The following is a 16,977-nucleotide window of genomic DNA, read 5'->3' on the forward strand; positions in this document are numbered from 1 at the left end:
CGAAAGTGGTGTCGTCTGGGGCAGCGTAGCCGCCCATGCGGGTCTACGGGACGATCAATCGGGTATCTATCCCTATTGAGTTGTGACAGATGGCCTCATGTGTCACACGATTGGATGACAACTAGATAGGGGGAGTAACACGAGATCCCCTCAGGACGACGTATAGGAGTTGGTTGTGCCGAGCCTGACCGGTCGCGAACGAGCGCGGGCGTTGCTGCAGCGTGTGCCCCTCGTCGACGGCCACAACGACCTCCCGTGGGCGCTGCGGGAGCTCGGCGAGGGAACGGGCGAGGACGTCTACACGACCGCGGCGAAGATCGATCTCACGGAACGTCATCCCAGCTTGCACACGGACATCGTGAAAATGCGCGAGGGCGGCCTCGGGATGCAGTTCTGGTCCGTCTGGATTCCCTGCCGGCTCGCGGGCGACGGAGCCGTCACCGCCGTGCTGGAGCAGGTCGAACTGGTCTACGAGCTGGCCGAGCGGTACTCCGATCACCTGGCCGTCGCCACCACCGCCGCGGAGGCTGAAAAAATCTTCGCGTCCGGGCGTGTCGCGTCCCTCCTGGGCGCCGAGGGCGGACATTCCATCAACTCTTCACTCGGCGTTCTGCGCGCGCTGCGCCGTCTGGGCGTCCGCTACATGACGCTCACCCACAACGACAACACGCCGTGGGCCGACAGCGCCACTGACCAGCCAGAACACGGCGGACTGACGGAGTTCGGCCGCGACGTCGTGCGCGAGATGAACCGGATCGGCATGCTCGTCGACCTGAGCCACGTCGCGCCCAGCACGATGCACGCCGCGCTGGAGACGAGCGTCAAGCCGGTCATCTTCAGCCACTCGTCGTGCCGCCACGTTGCGGACCATCCGCGCAACATTCCGGACGACGTTCTGGTCAAGCTGAAGGCCAACGGCGGTGTGGCCATGATCACATTCGTTCCGGACTTCGTCTCACCTCGTGTCGCTGAATGGGACGCAGCCCTTCGTGACGCGATGAGCGCCGCCGGCGCGAACCACGCGGACATGGGGGAGCGCAGGGCGTTCGGCGAGAAGTGGGTCGTGGACAACCCGAAGCCGCTCGCCACGCTCGACGACGTCGTCACGCACCTGGAGCACGCCCGTGAGGTCGTCGGCGTCGACCACATCGGTCTGGGCGGCGACTACGACGGCGTGCAGACCCTCCCGGAGGGACTGGAGAACGTCTCGACCTACCCCAGCCTCATCGGCGCGCTGCTCGACAAGGGCTGGTCCGAGGACGACTGCGCGAAGCTCGCCGGCGCGAACGTCCTGCGGGTGCTCAGGGACGCCGACTAGGGCTGGCGCTGGCCGAAGAGCGTGACGCCGACCGGCGGCAGCCCCACGGCCGTCGCCATCAGCTCGTAGAACGCGGTGCCGTGCTCGGCGAGCTCTCCGTCGAGCGCGGTCCACGACGCCCGCAGCTCCAGGTCGTCGGTGCGGGCCGGGCCCGCGATGTCGCCGAACCGGGCCGACGACGTCTGCGTCACGGTGCCGCCCAGGGCGGTGAACCGGGCGCCGGACTGGTCGAGGGCCTCGGTCAGCCAGGACCAGCCGACCTCGGGCAACAGCGGGTCCGACGCGAGCTCGTGGTCCAGCTCCACGCGCACGTAGGCCACGACGCGCAGGACACCGCCCCACGCCTCGTCGCCGTCCGGGTCGTGCAACAGCACCAGGCGGCCGGTGGAGAGCTCGTCCGACGGGCCGGTGACCTCAGCCGTCAGCGCGTACGCCCACGGAGCGAGCCGCTGCGGTGGGCGAACTTCGGTGAGTTCGATCTCGGGCCTGGTGCGAACCGACTTGAGCGTCCCCACCGCCCGGCGGAAGATTTCCGGCTCGGTCACACAACTGACTGTATGCCTCGGAAACCGACCGAGTGACGGCGGCACGCCGGGACGTGGGACCATGAAAGGGAGATGACTTCTTCAGCCCCCCTCCTCGTGGCCGCAAGTGGCGGCACCCCGTCGCACACCCCCGTCTGGTTCATGCGGCAGGCGGGACGGTCGCTGCCCGAGTACCGGGCGCTCCGCCAGGGCACCGCGATGCTCGACGCGTGCATGGACCCGGAGATGGTCTGCGAGATCACCATGCAGCCGGTCCGGCGGCACGGCGTCGACGGCGCGATCCTCTTCTCCGACATCGTGGTGCCGCTGAAGGCGGCCGGCGTCGACCTCGACATCGTCGCGGGCACCGGTCCGGTCGTCGCGCACCCGGTCAGGACGTTCTCCGACGTCGAGAAGCTGCCCGAGCTGCACGCTGAGCAGGTCCAGCCGGTCGCGGACGCCATCGGGCTGCTGCTCAAGGAACTTCCGCCGCAGGTCGCGCTGATCGGGTTCGCCGGGGCGCCGTTCACGCTGGCGAGCTACCTCGTCGAGGGCGGCCCGAGCAAGAACCACGAGCGCACCAAGGCCCTCATGCACGGCAACCCCGAGCTGTGGCACGCGCTGCTCGCGAAGATCGCCGGCATCACGACGGCCTTCCTGCACGCGCAGCTCGACGCCGGGGTGCAGGCGGTCCAGCTGTTCGACTCGTGGGCGGGCGCGCTGTCCGAGCGCGACTACCGCGAGTTCGTGCTGCCGCACTCCCAGCGCGTCCTGGAGACCATCACCACCGTGCCGCGCATCCACTTCGGGGTCGGCACGGGCGAGCTGCTGCCCGCGATGCGCCAGGCCGGTGCGGACGTCGTCGGCGTCGACTGGCGGATCCCGCTCGACGTGGCGGTCGACCGGCTGCGGCGGGCGAACCCGGAGCTGCCGAAGCCGGTCGTGCAGGGCAACCTCGACCCGGCGCTGTTCTTCGCGGGCTTCGAGGCGGTCGAACGCGAGGTGCGCCGCATCCACGCCGAAGGCAAGGCGGCCGCGGGGCACATCTTCAACCTCGGCCACGGCGTGCTCCCCGACACCGATCCGGAGATCATCACCCGGACCGTCGAACTGATCCACAGCTTGTAATGCACGAGAGAGCGCCGCACGTCGCAGTCGTCGGGGGAGGCATCTCCGGCCTGGCCGCCGCGCACCGGTTGCGCATGCTGCTCGGGCCCGACGCGAAGATCACCGTGATCGAGCAGTCCGACCGGCTCGGCGGCAAGCTGCGCACGACCGAGCTCGCCGGCGTGCGGTTCGACGTGGGCGCCGAGGCGTTCCTGCACCGCAAGCCCGAGGCGCAGGAGCTCATCACCGAGGTCGGGCTGCAGGACCACGTCGTGCACCCGACGGAGGCGAAGGCCTCGGTGCACGCCGCGGGACGCACGCACCAGCTGCCCGCGCACACGTTCATGGGCGTGCCGGCGAGCGTCGAGACGGTGCGGCACATGCTGTCGTCCGAGGGCGCGCTGCGGGTCGAGATGGAACCGACGCTGCCGCCGATCGAGCTGCGCGGCGGTGACGTCGCGGTCGGCGCGCTGATGAAGGACAGGTTCGGTCCCGAGGTGGCCGACCGACTGGTCAGCCCGTTGCTCGGCGGCGTCTACGCGGGCCGGGCGGACGAGCTGGGCCTGCGCGCCACGATGCCGCAGATCGCCACGCTGCTGGACAAGGGTGTCGGTTCGCTGCTCGCGGCCGCCGCGACGATGATGCCCGCGCCGCCGCAGCCACGCGCCGCGCGGCCACCGGTGTTCGCGTCGCTGCGCAACGGCGTCCAGAGCCTGGTCGACCGGCTCGCCGAGGTCGCGAAACCGGTCGTGCGCCTGGGCCTGCCGGTGCGGGTGCTGTCGTGGCAGGGCGACGGCTGGCGGCTGGAGATCGGCTCGGCCGCGACCCCGGAGTACCTGGAGTGCGACGGCGTCGTGCTCGCGGTCCCGGCTCCGTCCGCGCGCAAGCTGCTGGCCGAGATCGCGCCGCAGGTGTCCGCCGCGTACGGCAAGGTCGAGGTCGCCTCGATGGCCGTCGTCGCACTGGCGCTGCCGCCGGGCACCGAGCTGCCGGACCGCTCCGGCGTCCTGATCGCGGAGGGGGAGCGCTACCGCGACCGCATCACCCCGTTCACCGCCAAGGCGTTCACGTTCTCCAGCCGCAAGTGGTCCCACTACGGCGAACCCGTGATCCTTCGCGGCTCGGTCGGGAGGCACGGCGAGACGGCGCTCCTGCAGCGCAGCGACGCCGACCTCGTCAAGGCGGTCCGCAACGACCTGTACGAGCTGACGGGGGTCAGGGCCGAGCCGATCGACTACGTGGTGCAGCGCTGGGGCGGAGGCCTGCCGCAGTACGGCGTCGGGCACCTCGACCTGGTCGACACCATCGAGCGCGGCATCGCCGACGTGCCGGGCCTCGCCGTGGCGGGAGCGACGTTGCACGGCGTGGGCGTCCCGGCCTGCATCGCCACCGCCGACTCGGCCGCCGCCCGTGTCGCAGCACACCTGCTGGGCCGCGTTCGCCGCTGAGGCAGGCGTGCCAAGATGGACGTATGGCACGCCTGAACTACAACGAGCTCAACGACACCATCCGCTACACGATGTGGTCGGTGTTCCGGGTCGAACCGGGCAAGCTGCCGGAGGACCGCAGCGCCGCCGCCGCGGAGACCCAGAACTACCTGGACGCGTTGGAGGGCAAGGGCGTCGTCGTCCGCGGCGTCTACGACCTGGCTGGTCTGCGTGCCGACGCCGACTTCATGATCTGGTGGCACGCCGAGGAGATCGAGCAGGTCCAGGCCGCCTACACCGGCTTCCGCCGCACCCCGCTCGGCAAGGTCTCGACGCCGGTCTGGTCGCAGGTCGCCCTGCACCGGCCCGCCGAGTTCAACCGCAGCCACATCCCCGCGTTCCTCGCGGGTGAGGAGCCGCGCAAGTACGTCTGCGTCTACCCGTTCGTGCGGTCCTACGAGTGGTACCTGCTGCCCGACGAGGACCGCCGCAGGATGCTCGCGGACCACGGCAAGGAAGCCCGCGACTTCCCGGACGTGCGCGCGAACACCGTCGCGTCGTTCGCGCTCGGCGACTACGAGTGGATGCTCGCGTTCGAGGCCGACGAACTGCACCGCATCGTCGACCTGATGCGGCACCTGCGCGGCACCGAGGCGCGGCTGCACGTGCGCGAGGAGATCCCCTTCTACACCGGCACCCGCGTCCCGGCCGCCGAGCTGGTCACGAACCTGCCGTAGGAGAAAGGGCCGCCTGAAGCCAGGCGGCCCTTCGCTCTAACCCACCTTGTAGGCGTGGATCACCGTCAGCTCGACGGTGTTGCCCTTGGCGTCTTTCGCGGTGGCCCTCAACGAGGTCCACTTCGCGTCCGCCGGGTGGTAGATCAACGCGCTGTTGCCGGCCACACCCGCGTTGCGCCACGACTTGCCGTCGTCGTGCGAGTACTGCACGCCGGTGATGCGCACCTTGCCCGTGTCACCCTGCGACTGCGTGACCAACCCGATGCGCTGCAACGTTCCCGCGGGCACCGCGCCGTTCTCGTCGAGCTTCGGCGCGAACCGCACGACCGACAGCGGAATGGTGTCGGTGACACCCGGCGTGCCCTTGGACCTGAACGTCCACGCCGCCGACACCTTGCTGCTGAAGTCGAACTGCGAGCTGCGGTCGAGGTTCGCCTCGACGCGGAAGCCGGCCTCCGGCAGCGGCACGTTCCGGAAGGCCTGGCCTTCGTTCTCCGCGAGCAGCACACCGTCGCGGTAGAGCGCGGCCCGGAAGCTGTCCACAGTGGACCCGGCCTGGCCGTTGCCGGCGTCGCTCAGCATCGGCACGCTGACGTACAGCTCGCTGCCGGACCGCTGGGCGTACGAGTACGGGGCCTCGGGCAGCGCCGGCGAGAACACCGGCTGGTTCTCCCGCTCCTGGTAGGTCCTGCCCGGCTCGTACGTGCGCGGCGCGGAGACGGTCTGCTCCAGGCTGCCGTTCGCGTGCGCGATGTTCACGAACGACTGCCAGCGCACGTCCTCGGTCGTCACGTAGTCGACGGGCCTGCCCGACGGCACCTGGTAGAGCGCGGAACCGCCGCTCACGCCGTGCACCGACAGCGGGAGCTCGCCCTTGATCGCCGTGCTGCCGGGCTTCAGGCCGCCGATGGTGGCCTCGACCCGAGCCAGGTCATTCTTGGCGGGTGCGCGCACCAGGCCGTGGGGGATGCTGCCGCCGACCGGGTAGGACAGCCGGTAGTACGTGTTCGCGTCGGCCGTCGTGTTCGCGTGCAGGGTGGTGAGCGAGGACAGCTCCTCCGGCGGGAGCGGGCCGCCCATCTGGGCCGCGGAGATGCCGTCGAAGCCGCTGAACGAGAGCAGGGAGCTCTGCATCGTCACGCCGCCGTACGTGCGCCGGTACGCCAGCTCCCCGGCCACGAAGCTGCCGGTGGGCTCCGGTGACGTCACCGAGATCGGCTGGACGAGGCGCGCGTCCTGGGCGACCGTCACGTCGCCGGTCAGCTTCACCGTCGGCTGCAACACCATGTCGAGGCTGGTCGGCGTGCTCATCGTCGTGTCGAGCAGGTAGGTGCCCCTGGGCAGCCGGACCTTCTGGTCGCCGGCGCCGTAGACAGACTGGGACGACCGGACGTCCAGGCGTTCGATGAACGTCAGCGGGATCGCCGGGTCCTGGCCGTCGCGCGCGGTGATGTCGATCGTGAGGTCGTAGCTCTCCACCTCGCGTTCGATGCCGACGAGCGTGCGCACGGTGTGCGGTCCGGACGTGGCCACGACCTCGCCGGTGTACGCGGCGTCCTGGGTGCCGGCACGGGTGTCGCCGGTGACCTTCACCGAGGCCGTGCCCTTGGCCGGCACCGTCACCCGCGAGGCGCTCAGCGAGAACATGCCCTGCGGCGCACCACTGGTCAGCTTCACGTCGAGCGTGATCGGCGCGTCGGTCGGGTTCGTGTAGGTGATCGGCTTGGTTTCGGGCTTGTCGTCACCGTGCGGCCACTCGTGCCGGCCGAGGTTCACCGAGACGACGTCGGCGGTCAGCACCTGGCCGATCGCCTTGGCTACGTCGATGCGGCCCGCGCCCTGGTCGAACGCGCCCACGCCCGGCGTCGGCTTGGCCGTGGTGGCCAGCACCGACTTGAGCTGCGCCGGTGTCCACTCCGGGTGCTGCTGCTTGAGCAGGGCCGCGGCGCCCGCCACGTGCGGCGTGGCCATGGACGTGCCGCTGAAGGCGACGTGCTCGCCGTTCGTGCCCGCGGCCGCCGCGACGATGCCGACGCCGGGTGCGGTCACCTCGGGCTTGAGGCCGCTGTCTCCCACGCGCGGACCCCTGCTGGAGAACGGGGCGAGCGAGTCGTCGCGGTCCACGGCACCCACCGACAGCGCGGCGTCGGCCGTGCTGGGCGAGCTGACCGTGCCCGGTGAGCCGGAGTTGCCCGCCGCGATGACGAACAACGTGCCGTACTTGGCCGTCAGGTCGTTGACCGCCTGCTCCAGCGGGTCGACCTCCGGGGTGTCGCGGCCGCCGAGGCTCAGGTTGACGATCTGGGCGCCCTGCTCCACCGCCCAGCGCATGCCGTCGAGGATCCACGACTCCTGGCAGCCGCTCTCGACGCAGACCTTGGCGTCGATCAGCTGAGCCCCTGGCGCGACGCCGCCGTACTTCGCGTCGTGGCTCGCGACGGTCGAGCCGACGTGCGTGCCGTGGCCGACCTTGTCGGTGTTGTCGGGGTCGGTCGTGAAGTTCTTCTCGGCGATCTGCTGGCCTTTGAGGTCCGGGTGGTTCTCGTCCACGCCGGTGTCGACGATCGCGACCTTGACGCCCTTGCCGGTGATGCCCTTCTGGTGGGCGGCCGGCGCGCCGATCTGCGCGACCGACCGGTCGAGGCTCGGCTTGCGGATGCCGTCGAGCCAGATCTTGTCACCGGAGTCCGCCTCGGACTTCAGCGCCGCCCAGTCGTCCGAGGACCGTGCCGCGAGCCGCGCGTGACCGTCCACGATCAACGGCATGCGGTCGCGGTAGCCGAACTCCAGCAACGTGGTCACGTCGAAGAGCCTGCGGTCGAGCCGGCCCGCCGCCAGGGGCCCGAACGCGTCCTTCGGCACGACCGCGGTGTGCCCGTCGGTGCCGCGGTGGGTCTTGAAGGCCATGCCCTCGCGGCCCTCGTCGGGCTTGACCGCGACGACCTGCTGCTCGGGTCCCAGCAGGACCTTGTCGCCGGTGACGAGCGTGACCTCGTCGACCGCCTGGTTGGCGGGGACGGGTGGTGGCGCGGCCCAGGCGGTGGTGGCCGGTGCCGCGGTCAGCGCGAGCGCCGCGATGGCGGCGCCCAGCACTTTCGTTTTTCCGCGCATTCGAATCCCCTCGTGGTTCGAATTGCTGCGCGCTGTTGTCCGCGCAGGCCGGAAGGCCTTCTACGGCAATGTGATGAAAAAGGTCCCCCGACACTTTCGAACGTATCGATGGTGGCCGGGGTCACAAAGGGCTGAACGGGGGATTCTGGGTGAGGAGATGTTCGCCCGTCAGTTCGACTGCCAGAACTTCCAGCGCGCCTTGCGTTTCGCTGACAGTTCTCCCGCTTCCCGGCACCATTCCGCGAATGCCGCGGCGTCCTCGCGCGCGCGAGAGCCCGCACGACGCGGGTGCGCCACGGCGTAGGCGTCGAAGAGCGGCCGGAACCGCTCGCCGAGCTCGTCGGCGACGGCCGGGCCCAGCATCCGCACGATGCCTCGGCGTTTCGACAGCAACGCACGGCGTTCGACGTCGAGCCGCTGTTCGTCGAATCCCGCCGGGGCCGGCCCGTTCGCGAGCAATGCGTTCAGCAGCTCGGCCTGGGCGGCGGCGAGCCTTTCGCGTGCGGCCGACGAGTCATTGTCGTCGATCATTTCAGTCACGGTATTTGTCCACGACGGCGCGGATCGCGGCCAGCTCGGTCGCGATTTCGGTGTCGGACGGGTAGTTGTCGTCGCGTTCCAGCAGAACGCCGGGTGGTTTCACGCGCGAGCACAGTTCGTCGAGAACACCGAGCACCTCCGGCAGCACCGCGTGGGCGTGCGTGTCGTGGTAGACGTCGCCGTGCTCGACGCCGCCCGCCACGTGCACGTAAGCCAGGCGCTCCAACGGGATCTCGTCCAGGAACCGCTCCGGGTCGGTGCCGATGTTGCGGGCGTTCGCGTACAGGTTCGCGACGTCGACGAGCAGCCAGCAGTCCGTGCGCTCGACGAGCTCGGCGAGGAACTGGCCCTCGGTCAGCTCGCCGTCTGGCCACTCCAGCAGCGCGGCGACGTTCTCCAGCGCCAGCGGGACGGGCAGGTTGCGCTGTGCCAGCTTGACGTTCGCGACCAGCACGTCGAGCGCGTCCTTCGTGCGCGGCACCGGCATCAGGTGGCCCGAGTCGAGGCCGCCCGCGCGGACGAAGCACACGTGGTCGCTCACCATCGGCGCGCCGAGCACCTCGGCGATCCCGCCGAGGTGCTCGACGCGGTTCAGGTCGACCTCGTCCGCGCCGCCGAGCGAGAGCGACACGGCGTGGGGGAGCACCGGGACCCCGCGCTCCAGCAGCAGCGTCACCGACTCCGGCAACCGTCCGATGTGGAGGTTCTCCGCGACGACCTCCACGAAGTCGACGCCGGGCAACCGTTCCACGGTCAGGTCGATCTCCGAGCGCCAGCCGATGCCGACACCCAGGTCCGCGATTCCCGTCATCAGTCGCCTCCTCCGCCACCGCAGCTGCTGCCTGTCGAGCAACTACTGCTACCACATCCGCTGCCACAGCCGTCCCGCAACTGTCCGGAGAGGACCGCCTCTTCCGCTGCCTCTTGAGCGGCAGCGTCGTGACGACGGTCTGGGTGAGCCAGAAGTCGTCGGCCACCGGCCGGCGGTTCACCTTGCCGCGGAAGCCCTACACCGCCACCTTGTGCACTCGGTCGGTCGTGCTCACGTGCCGCAGAGCCCGCCTCCTGATGCACTCGCGCCATCTCGTTGCCGGCCGCGGCGGACCGCACGACCTCCTCGAACCGCACGGCGGTTCGCACGCCGCTGAGGATCCGGGCCTCGACCGCGGTGGTCGCACCGTGGTCGTTCTGGTGCACGGCCGAGACCAGCGCGCCGCGCGACACCTGTACCGGACCGCCGTCGATCAGGTAGCCGATCTGTTCCGCGGTCAGCCGCGTCGCCCGTGAGGTGGTCGGTGCGACCATCGTTTCCCCCTCAACTGCTGGAACTGCTGCAGCTGCTACTGCTGCTACTGCAACTCGAACTGCTGCAGCTGCTGCTACTGCTCGAACAACTGCTGGAACTGCCGCAGCTGCTGGAACCGCAACTGCTGCTCGAACAGCTGCTGGAACAACTGCTGGCCGAACAACTGCTGGCCGAGCAGCTCGACGCACTGCCGCAACTGCTGCCGCACCCGCCACCGTCCGAACGGGACTTCTTCTTGGCGTGCTGCAGGTGCGGCGGAGCGACGTACAGGAGGTTGGGCGGCAGGTCGTACAGGTCGGCGACCCGTCGGCGGCCGACCACACCACGCAGCCCGTACAACGCGACGGCGTCCACCCTGCCACGCGGGTTCAACCGCGCGTGACCGAGGACGCCCTTGCCGAGCGGCGTGAGCATCTTCTTGTCGCGCAAGAGGAACGCCACGAGCAACGCCACGACCGCGACGACCAGGAGGTTCCGGTCGACGAGGAGCGCCGCCCCGAGGAAGCCGATGCCGAGGAAGATCAGCAGCACCCGGAAGGCCGACCGGCCGCCGTTGCCCCTGCCCCACTTGCGGCGGATGAGGGCCTTGCCGGCCAGGGAGTCGCGCAGCGCACCCATCTCGTGACTGTGCGCCGCTGGTCCCACCACGAGACCGATCGGGCGGCCCGCGCCGTTGAGCCCGGCGAGGATGAACGCCTCCAGTGCGGTCGTGGCGCCGTGACCGTTCTGGTGGACGGCGGTCACGAGGCCCTCGCGGGAGAACCGCACGAGACCGCCGTCCATCAGCCGGGCCAGGGCGGTCTCCGCCGCCCTGCCCGGTCCCCCTGCCAGGAACCCGATCTCCTCCGCGGTCTGGTCGACCCGCTGCGGTGTCGAAGATTTGGCCATCAGCACTCCCCTCACTGCTGCCAGTGCATCTTCGACGTGAGATCTACCCCCGGGTTCCCGGCGTTACCTGATTCGGACGAGGGAAGTCAGCCGCCGCAGCCGCCGCCGCAACCACCACCGCCGCAGCTGCTGCCACAGCTGCTCCCGCTCGAACACGAAGAAGAACTCGACGAGCACGAGCTGTAGCTGGAGCCGGCGTCACTGCCGTAGCCGGAGGAAGTGCCGGAGGACGAGGCGAGCAACGAGCTGCGCACCGCGAGATCCGGGTACACGGCCAAACCGCCGAAGAGCACGAGCCCGGCCGCGCCCGCGTACAGGGCCTCGTCCGGCATGGCCGCCCTGCTGCTCGTGGTGCGGGCCGCGTCGAGCACCTTGTTGCCCTTGCTGGTGCGCACGTGCTTGCTGCGTCGCATGAACAGGATGGCGAGCAGGCCGGTGAGGACGAGCATCAGCGTGAGGTAGCCGACGGGCGCGCCGATCGCACGGCCGTTGAACCAGCGGATGTTGCCGATCACGAACAGCACCCACAACGCGATGGATCCCTTGCGCGCCGCGCTTTTCGCGACGTCCGGGTGGACGACCAGGCCCATCTCCTCCAGGCGCCGGCCGATCGCGGTGACGGCGTCGTCCTTCGCCACCGCGGGGATCATCAGGTTGACGGTGCGGTTGGTGTAGCGCTGGCTGTCGGTGATGACGGCGCGGTCCACCGGGTTGAGCGACTGGCTGCCGGCCGTGGCCTGCACGGCGCCACGCCGTGACGTGCGGAGCTCACCCGAGGTGAGCAGTCGCGCGATGGCCGTCTCGACCACGCGCCTCGGACCGCCCGCGAGGTAGGCGAGCTCGTCCATGTCCAGCGAGCGCGCGGGCGAGGTGCTGTGCCCCGCCCGCACGCGCACCCGGACGACGATCGCGATCAGGACCGCCAGTGCCAGCGCGATCCAGTACAGCTGAAGGAACTCCGGTCCGGACAATCCCCAAGGCCTCTGCATTCGACCCACCCCCTGACTGCCCCGAAAATGCTTCGGTGGCGTCCATGGTGTGGTCCGGGCCACAGCCGGGCAATGCTTGTTGACGAAGCCTTAGGGTTGTCCGCCTTTTGTCAATTACTCGTGGCTATGGCTCGCTCTTCGCGGTCAGCTCGACGAGCCGCCGTCGACTCCGCTGGAGCCTTCGCCATCGGTACCGAAGAAGATCATTGCGCCCTCCCAGGTCTGTCCGGCCCGGCGGACCGGACTCGGCCTCAGTCTCCTATTCGGACGGAACGAGTTTCAAGGAGACGGAGTTGATGCAGTACCGCTGGTCCGTCGGGGTCGGATACCCCTCACCTTCGAAAACATGCCCGAGGTGGCTGTGGCATGTGGCGCAGAGCACCTCCACGCGGGTCATGCCGAGCGTGCGGTCCTCACGCAGGATGACCGAGTCGCCGGCCAACGGCGAGAAGAACGACGGCCAGCCGCAGTGCGAGTCGAACTTGGTGTCGCTGCGGAACAGCTCGGCTCCGCACGCACGGCATTCGTACACGCCCTCGGTCTTGGTCTCGGTGTACTCGCCGGTCCACGGACGCTCGGTGCCTGCCTGGCGCAGCACCGCGTACTCGGCGGGGTTCAGCTGGGCGCGCCATTCCTCTTCGGAACGCACGACTTTGGGGGTGGCGCCGACAACAGGTTCCATGTCCCTTTATAACGCGCGCACCGGTGCTGGGCTTCCCGGCGGCCGCCGGGCCGGAGCCGTCGTAAGACGTCCTTAAGGTCTCAGAAGATGATCGTGAGGATGTCGCTCAACGCGAACCAGATCGTGAGGATCACGCCGAGCAGGATGAGCCCGACCACCAGGACGGCCACCAGCCGCTGGTGGCCGGTCGTGCGGTTCGCCGAGTCGGCGAAGTCCTGCACGCCCTCCAGGTAGCCCTCGACGGTGTAACCGGGGCGCTGCCGCTTCATCCGGTCGAGGTGCTCGGCGAACGCCCGGGTTTCTGGGTCTTGCGGATCGAGACCGATCAGTTCCTCCTGGAACCTCTCGCGCTCGTCCTTCGAATCGCCCATAACCCCCAGCTTAGTCAGCAGGCCAGCGCAAGCGAGGGCTTGACAGCACCGACTGCGCGCCCGTGACCAAGCACCGGCACGGTGGCGAGGTCCTCGACCTTGCTCACGTCCACGCCGAGGCGCTTGAGCACCGCGACGACGACGACCGCGCGGGCGCGCGACGAGCCGTCGGCGATCTTCAGCGCCACGCCCTCACCTGTGGGCAGGCCGACCGCGTAGACGCCCTCGGCGCCGTCCTTGGCGATGACGCCGGGCAGGGCGTCCATCAGCACCGTGACGTCACGGCCGGTGCCGCCGACCCACCGCGGGTAGGTGTTCATGGCGGTGGCCACGCGGTGTTCCAGCGTTCCGGCCGGAGCGCTGGCCAACCGGCCGAACGCGCGTGCCAGGCCGGTGAGGCTGATGGCGAAGATCGGGGCGCCGCAGCCGTCGACGCCGACCTGGGCGACGGGCTCGCCGGCCACGTCCTCGATCGTCGCGCGGGTGGCGACCTGCAGCGGGTGCGTCGGGTCCAGGTAGTCGTGGGTCGACCAGCCGTTGGCGACGCAGGTGGCGAGCATCGCGGCGTGCTTGCCGGAGCAGTTCATGTACTTCGGGGCGGCTTCGAGACCGCGGGCGAGGTGCTGGGCGCGGGCCTCGTCGCCGAGCGGGAGGTCGGGGGTGCACTGCAGGGCGTCCTCGCTCAGGCCCGCGGACGCCAGGATTCTGAGCGCGCCCTCGACGTGGAAGTCCTCGCCCGAGTGCGAGGCGCAGGCCAGGGCGAGCAGCTCGCCGTCGAGGTCCAAGCCGCTGCGCAGCATCGCGAGGGCCTGCAGCGGCTTGTTGGACGAGCGCGGGAACGCGACGTCGCCGGGGCGGCCGATCTCCAGGGCGGGGGTGCCGGACGCGTCGGTCGCGACGACGGTGCCGTGGTGCACCGACTCCAGGAAGTCGCCCCGCCAGACCTCAGCCACAACCTCGTGTCCCATGCCGCCCCTCCATCGTCTCGAACTGCCAACTGTCGACAGTTGACAACGTGGCTAGTGTAACCAGGAGACGGCCGCCGCCGTCCAGAGCAGGAGACGAAAGTGACACCTCCGCTGCACCTCAGTCTGGCCGGGCAGGCCGTGGACGTCCTGCGCGAGCAGGTGCTCACTGGGGAAATCCCTCCAGGCTCGCGGGTCAACGAGGTCGAGGTGGCGCAGCGGCTCGGGATCAGCCGCGGCCCGCTGCGCGAGGCGATCCGGCACCTGGCCTCCGAGGGGCTGCTGACGCTGGTGCCGCACCGGGGCGCGTTCGTGCCCGACGCGGACGCCGACGACGTCAAAGCGCTGTTCGAGCTGCGCACGGCCCTGGAGTGCGCCGCCGCGGAACTGGCGGCGTCCCGCCGGACCGATGTGGACCTGGTGCGGCTGCACGAGGTGTGCGCGGAGAGCCGGCGCAACTACCGGGCGGGACAGCCGTTCCCGTACCGGCTGGACCTCGCGTTCCACCAGAGCCTGATCGACGCGGCCCGCAGCCCGCACATCGCCGGGCAGGTGCGGCTCGTGCAGCAACGCGTGGTGCTGCTGCGCAGCGCGTTGCTCGACGACGACCCACCGCACCAGCACGCGTCGATGGACGACCATGACGAGCTCGTCCAGGCGGTGGCGGACGGGGATGCGTCGAAGGCGTCGACCGTGATGCGGCGGCACCTCTCTCGCGTGTGCGCACAGATGTTGGCGGGCATGAACCGCTAGCTTCGGCTTATGACGTTCGGCGCTCGACTGCTGCACCACCGCAAGGCCGCAGGGCTCAGCCAGGAGGAGCTCAGCGAGCGTTCCGGGGTCAGCGTCCGCGCCATCAGCGACATGGAGCGCGGCCGGGCCCGCTCGCCGCAGCGCCGCACGACCGAAGCCCTCATCGACGCCCTTGACCTCGACGAACCCGACCGCGAAGAGCTGCGCGGACTCGCCAGGACGGGCCGGGTCGCGCTGCCGGGGCCGGTGTGGTCGTTGCCGCTGTACGTGGCGGACCTCGTCGGCCGGGACGCCGAGCTCGACACGATCGCCGGGATGCGCGACGGGCTCGTCGTGGTCCACGGCGCCGCGGGGACCGGTAAGACGAGCCTCGCCGTGAGGGCCGCGCATCTGCTTGAGGAACGTTTTCCGGACGGACAGCTGCTCATCGAACTGGAGGGTTCCGCGCCGCCGCTGCAGCGGTTGCTCAAGGACCTCGGGGTGCACGCCGAGCATGTGCCGGAGGACGTCCACAGCCAGATGAGGCTCTACCGGTCGTTGCTCACGGGGAGACGCCTTCTGCTCGTGCTGGACGGTGCGAGCTGTGAGGAGGAGGTCCGCAGCCTCGCGACCGATCTGCCGGGCTGCCTCACGATCGTGACGTCGCGGCGCAGGCTCGCCGGGCTGACCGGCGCCACCTGGATCCGGCTCGGCGGGCTCACCGAGGACGCCGCCGTCGAGCTGCTCGCGTCGATCATCGGCCGGCCGCGCGTCGACGCCGATCCGGTGGCCGCGCGGGAGCTGGTGCGGCTGTGCGGGAGGTCGCCGCTCGCGTTGCGGATCGCGGGCAACCGGCTCGCCAGCCGTCCGCGCTGGCCGCTCGCGCACCTGGCCGAGCAGATCGAGGAACGCCACCTCGCCGCGCTCACCGCGGGCGACCTGGAGGTGCGCGGCGCGTTCGAGGTCTCGCTGGCGCACCTGCCGGACCACGCGAAGGCCGTGTTCCGCAGGCTGGGGCTGCTGATCGGCGGCCACGTCACCGCAGAACTGGCGGCGGAGCTCGCGGGCATCGGTGTCGCCGAGGCGGAACGGGCGCTGGAGGAGCTCGCCGACGTCAGCCTCCTCGACGCCGACGACCACGGCTACGCGATCCACGGTCTGGTCCGGACGTTCGCCAACGACCTCGTCGACGACACCGGCGAGGCGCGACGCGGGATGCTCGCATGGTTGCTGGAGACCGCGGTCACCGCGGGAGTCCTCTTCGGACAGACGGGCGACGCGCGGCGGGTGGTGCCCCGCGGTGAGATGGACGTGCGGACGGCGAGGCGGTGGCTGGACGAGCACCGCGACCTCATGCCGGAGATCGTCGGTCAGGCGCAGTGCCAGGGCCTGCACGACGACGTGGCACGCGCGGTGATCGCACTCTCGCACTACGCCGCCATCGAGCCGAGTCCGGTCTGGGAACGCGTCTACCGCGCCGCACTGGCGTCCGCGCGCGAGCCGTGGCAGGAGGTCGTGCTGCTCAGCCAGCTCGGCTGGGTGCTGTTCGACGTGGTCGGCCGGCCGGGCGACGCGCTGGAGGTGCTGACCCGTGCCGCACGGCGAGCCGAGTCGGCGGGGGAGACCGGGCACATCGGCTGGGTGTGGCTCATCGCGGCCGCCGCGCACAGCGGGCTCGGCGACCTCGACGAGGCAGAACGCGTGTGCCGCAAGGCGATCGAGTGGATGCGTGAGCCGATGGACTTGCTCTACGCGCGGTCCGTGCTCGGTGTGTTGTGGCAACGGATGGGTCGTGCGGATGCCGCGGTCGCCGTACACACAGAGGTGGCGAACGAGATGAGTGCGTTCGCCCGCACCACTTACGAACTCTCCGCACTCGGTCGCACGCTCTGGTGGCTGGGCCTCGCCCTGATGGACGACAACAGGCCGGATGACGCCGTGTTGGCGTTGACTGAGGCGGAGAAGGTCTATGAGCGCGCACGGATGAAGTCGTGGCGTGCGCGCGCACTGTGGCATCGCGCCGAGGCTCACCGTCTGGCGGGGCGGATCGCCGAGTCCGATGAGGACTTCACGGACGCATTGGCGGGCTTCCGCGCGACCGGTGACGGCGTGCGGGAGATCGAGGCGTTGCGCGCGCTCGCCGACAACGCCAAGTCACGGGGTGACGACAGCGCGTATCGGCGCTATCTGCGAGACTCGCTCGCGGCGTGCGCGCGGTGGGACACCGACGCGACGCGCGAGATCGCCGCCGAAGTGCGGGAGTGCCTGGCCAGAGGGTGA

The 16,977-nt window shown here is 70.2% G+C and carries 16 protein-coding genes; 7 read left to right on the forward strand and 9 right to left on the reverse strand.

The genetic code is table 11. From position 1 onward, the window contains the following. Window positions 1-175 precede the first annotated feature (175 nt). Window positions 176-1,318: a dipeptidase gene (locus tag ACWEIJ_RS35480; protein WP_449841624.1), complete on the forward strand. Its 1,143-nt coding sequence runs from the start codon at window positions 176-178 to the stop codon at window positions 1,316-1,318. Here the strand turns inward: ACWEIJ_RS35480 and ACWEIJ_RS35485 are convergent. After that, window positions 1,315-1,863, reverse strand: coding sequence for a DUF3000 domain-containing protein (locus tag ACWEIJ_RS35485; RefSeq protein ID WP_355440037.1), 549 nt, complete (start codon window positions 1,861-1,863; stop codon window positions 1,315-1,317). The genes ACWEIJ_RS35480 and ACWEIJ_RS35485 overlap by 4 nt on opposite strands. 72 nt (window positions 1,864-1,935) lie before the next feature. On the opposite strand from ACWEIJ_RS35485, the gene hemE reads away from it, so the two are divergent. From hemE to hemQ, 3 genes are read left to right on the forward strand one after another with little or no spacing between them, the layout of a single operon-like run. Further along, window positions 1,936-2,970: a uroporphyrinogen decarboxylase gene (gene hemE / locus ACWEIJ_RS35490; protein ID WP_449841625.1), complete on the forward strand. Its 1,035-nt coding sequence runs from the start codon at window positions 1,936-1,938 to the stop codon at window positions 2,968-2,970. Then, window positions 2,970-4,397 carry a protoporphyrinogen oxidase gene (gene hemG / locus ACWEIJ_RS35495; RefSeq protein WP_449841626.1) on the forward strand — a complete coding sequence of 476 codons (1,428 nt, stop codon included), beginning with the start codon at window positions 2,970-2,972 and terminating at the stop codon, window positions 4,395-4,397. Before hemE ends, hemG begins: the two co-directional genes overlap by 1 nt. Before the next feature lie 23 nt (window positions 4,398-4,420). Continuing rightward, window positions 4,421-5,113, forward strand: a complete 693-nt coding sequence (gene hemQ / locus ACWEIJ_RS35500) for a hydrogen peroxide-dependent heme synthase (protein ID WP_449841627.1) — start codon at window positions 4,421-4,423, stop codon at window positions 5,111-5,113. Between the two features lie 36 nt (window positions 5,114-5,149). Here the strand turns inward: hemQ and ACWEIJ_RS35505 are convergent, their stop codons facing one another. The 3 genes from ACWEIJ_RS35505 to ACWEIJ_RS35515 all read right to left on the reverse strand — a co-directional run bounded on the left by ACWEIJ_RS35505 (window position 5,150) and on the right by ACWEIJ_RS35515 (window position 9,575). Further along, window positions 5,150-8,224, reverse strand: coding sequence for a S8 family peptidase (locus tag ACWEIJ_RS35505; protein WP_449841628.1), 3,075 nt, complete (start codon window positions 8,222-8,224; stop codon window positions 5,150-5,152). 168 nt (window positions 8,225-8,392) lie between these two features. Continuing rightward, on the reverse strand, window positions 8,393-8,755 hold the full coding sequence (locus ACWEIJ_RS35510; RefSeq protein ID WP_449841629.1) for a hypothetical protein: 363 nt from the start codon (window positions 8,753-8,755) through the stop codon (window positions 8,393-8,395). Between the two features lies 1 nt (window position 8,756). Beyond that, complete coding sequence (locus ACWEIJ_RS35515; RefSeq protein ID WP_449841630.1) at window positions 8,757-9,575, reverse strand: DUF692 domain-containing protein; 819 nt, start codon at window positions 9,573-9,575, stop codon at window positions 8,757-8,759. A gap of 128 nt (window positions 9,576-9,703) precedes the next feature. Here ACWEIJ_RS35515 and ACWEIJ_RS35520 point away from each other — a divergent pair, with 128 nt between their 5' ends. Beyond that, window positions 9,704-10,051, forward strand: a complete 348-nt coding sequence (locus ACWEIJ_RS35520) for a hypothetical protein (protein WP_449841631.1) — start codon at window positions 9,704-9,706, stop codon at window positions 10,049-10,051. 28 nt (window positions 10,052-10,079) lie between these two features. Here ACWEIJ_RS35520 and ACWEIJ_RS35525 read toward each other — a convergent pair whose 3' ends face one another. The 5 genes from ACWEIJ_RS35525 to ACWEIJ_RS35545 all read right to left on the reverse strand — a co-directional run bounded on the left by ACWEIJ_RS35525 (window position 10,080) and on the right by ACWEIJ_RS35545 (window position 13,968). Beyond that, a complete protein-coding gene (locus ACWEIJ_RS35525; protein ID WP_449841632.1) occupies window positions 10,080-10,958 on the reverse strand; it encodes a TIGR04222 domain-containing membrane protein in 879 nt (292 codons plus the stop codon). 86 nt (window positions 10,959-11,044) lie between these two features. Continuing rightward, complete coding sequence (locus ACWEIJ_RS35530; RefSeq protein WP_449841633.1) at window positions 11,045-11,947, reverse strand: TIGR04222 domain-containing membrane protein; 903 nt, start codon at window positions 11,945-11,947, stop codon at window positions 11,045-11,047. 259 nt (window positions 11,948-12,206) lie between these two features. Beyond that, window positions 12,207-12,629: a peptide-methionine (R)-S-oxide reductase MsrB gene (gene msrB, locus ACWEIJ_RS35535; protein ID WP_089953332.1), complete on the reverse strand. Its 423-nt coding sequence runs from the start codon at window positions 12,627-12,629 to the stop codon at window positions 12,207-12,209. 80 nt (window positions 12,630-12,709) lie between these two features. Beyond that, the gene (locus ACWEIJ_RS35540; RefSeq protein ID WP_449841634.1) at window positions 12,710-13,000 is read right to left on the reverse strand and encodes a hypothetical protein; all 291 of its coding nucleotides are present in this window, start codon (window positions 12,998-13,000) and stop codon (window positions 12,710-12,712) included. A gap of 14 nt (window positions 13,001-13,014) precedes the next feature. Continuing rightward, on the reverse strand, window positions 13,015-13,968 hold the full coding sequence (locus ACWEIJ_RS35545; protein WP_449841635.1) for an asparaginase: 954 nt from the start codon (window positions 13,966-13,968) through the stop codon (window positions 13,015-13,017). A 99-nt stretch (window positions 13,969-14,067) separates the two neighbouring features. Between ACWEIJ_RS35545 and ACWEIJ_RS35550 the strand changes: the two genes are divergently transcribed. Both ACWEIJ_RS35550 and ACWEIJ_RS35555 read left to right on the forward strand, forming a co-directional pair. Further along, window positions 14,068-14,718 carry a GntR family transcriptional regulator gene (locus ACWEIJ_RS35550; RefSeq protein ID WP_449841636.1) on the forward strand — a complete coding sequence of 217 codons (651 nt, stop codon included), beginning with the start codon at window positions 14,068-14,070 and terminating at the stop codon, window positions 14,716-14,718. A 9-nt stretch (window positions 14,719-14,727) separates the two neighbouring features. Next, window positions 14,728-16,977, forward strand: coding sequence for an ATP-binding protein (locus ACWEIJ_RS35555; RefSeq protein ID WP_449841637.1), 2,250 nt, complete (start codon window positions 14,728-14,730; stop codon window positions 16,975-16,977).

It is taken from the genome of Lentzea sp. NPDC004789, assembly GCF_053601075.1.

Excerpts from the sequence above, each read along its gene's own strand:
- hemE (WP_449841625.1), top strand. The coding sequence starts at position 1,936 with ATGACTTCTTCAGCCCCCCTCCTCGTGGCCGCAAGTGGCGGCACCCCG.
- hemG (WP_449841626.1), top strand. The coding sequence starts at position 2,970 with ATGCACGAGAGAGCGCCGCACGTCGCAGTCGTCGGGGGAGGCATCTCC.
- hemQ (WP_449841627.1), top strand. The coding sequence starts at position 4,421 with ATGGCACGCCTGAACTACAACGAGCTCAACGACACCATCCGCTACACG.
- ACWEIJ_RS35505 (WP_449841628.1), bottom strand. The coding sequence starts at position 8,224 with ATGCGCGGAAAAACGAAAGTGCTGGGCGCCGCCATCGCGGCGCTCGCG.
- ACWEIJ_RS35510 (WP_449841629.1), bottom strand. The coding sequence starts at position 8,755 with ATGATCGACGACAATGACTCGTCGGCCGCACGCGAAAGGCTCGCCGCC.
- ACWEIJ_RS35515 (WP_449841630.1), bottom strand. The coding sequence starts at position 9,575 with ATGACGGGAATCGCGGACCTGGGTGTCGGCATCGGCTGGCGCTCGGAG.
- ACWEIJ_RS35525 (WP_449841632.1), bottom strand. The coding sequence starts at position 10,958 with ATGGCCAAATCTTCGACACCGCAGCGGGTCGACCAGACCGCGGAGGAG.
- ACWEIJ_RS35530 (WP_449841633.1), bottom strand. The coding sequence starts at position 11,947 with ATGCAGAGGCCTTGGGGATTGTCCGGACCGGAGTTCCTTCAGCTGTAC.
- msrB (WP_089953332.1), bottom strand. The coding sequence starts at position 12,629 with ATGGAACCTGTTGTCGGCGCCACCCCCAAAGTCGTGCGTTCCGAAGAG.
- ACWEIJ_RS35540 (WP_449841634.1), bottom strand. The coding sequence starts at position 13,000 with ATGGGCGATTCGAAGGACGAGCGCGAGAGGTTCCAGGAGGAACTGATC.
- ACWEIJ_RS35545 (WP_449841635.1), bottom strand. The coding sequence starts at position 13,968 with ATGGGACACGAGGTTGTGGCTGAGGTCTGGCGGGGCGACTTCCTGGAG.
- ACWEIJ_RS35555 (WP_449841637.1), top strand. The coding sequence starts at position 14,728 with ATGACGTTCGGCGCTCGACTGCTGCACCACCGCAAGGCCGCAGGGCTC.